The sequence below is a fragment of the Streptomyces sp. NPDC060209 genome (genome assembly GCF_042728155.1).
Classification (GTDB): Bacteria; Actinomycetota; Actinomycetes; order Streptomycetales; family Streptomycetaceae; genus Streptomyces.
Genome location: NZ_JBHWZS010000532.1, coordinates 1 through 2,771, shown reverse-complemented (window position 1 = coordinate 2,771; position 2,771 = coordinate 1). Strand labels below are relative to the sequence as shown.

Annotated in this window: 2 protein-coding genes; both read right to left on the bottom strand. The window is 70.4% G+C overall.

Annotation, left to right across the window (positions count from 1 at the left end):
• Positions 1–43 precede the first annotated feature (43 nt).
• A complete protein-coding gene (locus ACFWFI_RS42270; protein ID WP_387401208.1) occupies positions 44–796 on the bottom strand; it encodes an AfsR/SARP family transcriptional regulator in 753 nt (250 codons plus the stop codon).
• A 334-nt stretch (positions 797–1,130) separates the two neighbouring features.
• Positions 1,131–2,687 (bottom strand): GMC family oxidoreductase N-terminal domain-containing protein, encoded by a 1,557-nt coding sequence (locus ACFWFI_RS42265; protein ID WP_387401206.1) that lies wholly within the window; start codon positions 2,685–2,687, stop codon positions 1,131–1,133.
• Positions 2,688–2,771 lie beyond the last annotated feature (84 nt).

The window sequence follows — 2,771 nt, the reverse complement described above, 5'->3', positions numbered from 1 at the left end:
CCCGGAAAGGGGCCCCGCGGACCTTCGGAGCGCGCGGCCTCGGTCAGCCGGCCGTCTCGTACGGCATCCCGCCCGGCAGCACCTGATGCTGCGGTGAGGCCGAGGAGAGGATGGCGCGCTGCAACTGCTGGAGGAACCAGGCCGGTTCCATGCCCAGTTCCTCGGCGAGGGAACGGCGCAACCGCTGGTACACGTCCAGGGCGCACGAGCGGCGCCCCGACCGCCACAGGGCCCGCATGTACTGGGCGTGCAGGTTCTCGTGGAAGCGGTGGTGGGCGGTGAGCGCGGCGAGTTCGTCGAGGAGTTCCTGGTGGCGGCCGAGCCTCATCTCGGCGTCGATGCAGAGCCCCAGGGTGGTCAGCCGCAACTCCTCCAGCCTCGTGACGTGGGCGGTGACGCGCTGGCCGGTGTCGACGTCCGCCAGCACCTGACCGCGGTAGAGCTCCAGGGCCTGCGAGAGGAACGTTACGCCCGCCTCGTCGTCCCCCCGGCTGATGGCCTCACGGCCCTGCTTGGCGAGCCGGCTGAAGCGGTGCAGGTCGAAGGCGGTGTCGGGAATCCTGAGCATGTATCCCGGACCCGCCGTCACCAGCAGCTCACCGGCGGAGGGTTCCGCGGCCTGCAACAGCTTGCGGAGCGTGAGTATGTACGTCTGCAGGGTCGTCCTGGCGCTGGCCGGGGGGCGGTTGCCCCACAGCTCCTCCACCAGGGCCGAGACCGGGACTATCTGATTGCAGTAGATGAGGAGAAGCGCCAGTACCTTCTTCGGTTTGGGTGCGCTGGGAACGCAGGGCATTTCGCCGAACCGTAAGTCTAGGATCCCCAGTATGACGACGGAAATGTCCATCATTTCCCCCCCAAGGTCTGCGTTGCCTGGCCGTGACGGACTCCCCCGAGTACCGGTATGACCTGGCCGCTTTGTGTGTAGTGCGTGTGATGCACCCGAACGCTACCCAGACAGGCCGCCAGTACTGTCGAATGGACGCGCCGAGGCGGGACGCCGATTGTCCGAAAGGCGCTTGCACCGCTCTTGAGGTACTGATATGCCGACGGCCGGCCGGCTCCGGAGGATCTCCCACGAGCCGCCCGCCCTTCCCGTCCGGGAAACGGGAAGGGCACGGGGGCGGTGATCAGTTCAAAATGCGGTTCAGCGCCTTCTGCACACAGCGGTCGGCGAGCGCGGTGACGGTCAGAGCCGGTGGCACCGTCGCCATCGTGCCGGGGATGAGCGAGCTGTCGATGACGGTCAGGTTCTCGTACCCGTACAGCCGGCCGTCCGGCCTGCACGCCTTACCGATGACCGCACCGCCGAGCGTGTGCGAGGTGGTGTCGGCGTTGACCCGCAGGGTGGAGGTGTGGGGATTGGCGGCGTTGATCCGGTCCACGGTGGCGGTCACCGCCTGGGTGGCGCGTACGGCGGCGGCACCGGTGCTCGGCCAGGTCAGGGAGACCCCGCCGGTCGACGCGTCGTAACTGAAGTACCCGTCCGCGGAGCACGTGGTCATGGCCAGGGCGCCGAGCGCCCCGGTCCCGTCCGCCGGCGGTACCGGCCACGGAAAATTGATCATGGTGACGGGCTCGTACGGGTTGTCGAGATCCTGGGCGACGATGCCCGACGGGCCGCCCTGCGTGGGGTTGTTCCACGGCATGCCCACCCGCACCGTCTGCCGGTCGCTGTTGGTGCCCCATCCCTTGCCCACCGAGGCGCGGAGCGCGGGCAGGCTGCCCCGTCCCCTGGCGGCCACCAGCAGCCGGCTGGTCCCCAGCGAACCCGCCGCGAAGAACACGTGCTTGGCGCTGTAGTCCGGCCGGGCGACCACGGCACCAGTGTCGTCGATGCGTTCGCACCGCACCACGTAACGGCCGGCCGCGGGCACCACGTCCACCACACGCGTCAGGGTCTCCACCGACACCCGTCCGGTGGCCTCGGCGTCGGCCAGGATGGTCCGGTCGACGCTGCGCTTGGCCCCGCTGTTCGCGCCCCAGATGGAACGGGCGAGTATCAGCGACGGCTCCCGGGTACCCGCCTGCTCCTCCCGCACCGCCTGCCAGTCCACCGCCATGTCCGCCCGGAACGGCGCCAGGCCCGCGGCCGTGGTCTCGGCGGTGAAGGAACGGGCGGCGGTGTAGTGCGTGGAGGCGTAGACGTCGTCCGGCATCGGGGCCGGACCGATCAGGGCGCGGGCCCGGGTGTACCAGCGCTCGCTCATCTCGTCGAACTCGATGTTCGTCCCGAACGCCCGGTTGAAGGCCGCCTCGGAGGGCTTGAGCATCACCGCGTTGTTGACCAGGGACCCGCCGCCGACACCCGCACCGGCGAGCGCGATGACTCCGTCGGCCCTGAAGGCTTCGAGCACCCCGGGGTACACGTCGAGCTGCTGGGGGACGAACGGGCTCCAGGAATTGAGCCAGGAGGCCCGGCCGTCCGGTGCCGCGGGGGTGGCGAAGGTGCCGCCCTGCGCGGTGACCGGCCAGCGCCTGCCCCGTTCGAGAACCACCGAGTTCAGACCTGCCTGGGCGAAACGGAGGGCGGCGACGCTGCCCGCGTAACCACTGCCGATGATGAGGATCTCGACGGGCTCCGCGGCCGCGGCCACGGCGGGCCGTAGCGGAAGGACCCCGAGTGCCGTGCCCGCTGCGACGCCGGTGAGGAACCGGCGACGGGAGAGCGACTTCCTGCCTGACATACCACTCCTCTGACTGAGCGTAGGACGGTTGCCGGGGGCGCCGGCGGCCCGCGTGTGCGGCCGGCCGGGCCGTGCGCCCCCGCG

Excerpts from the sequence above, each read along its gene's own strand:
- ACFWFI_RS42270 (WP_387401208.1), bottom strand. The coding sequence starts at position 796 with ATGCCCTGCGTTCCCAGCGCACCCAAACCGAAGAAGGTACTGGCGCTT.
- ACFWFI_RS42265 (WP_387401206.1), bottom strand. The coding sequence starts at position 2,687 with ATGTCAGGCAGGAAGTCGCTCTCCCGTCGCCGGTTCCTCACCGGCGTC.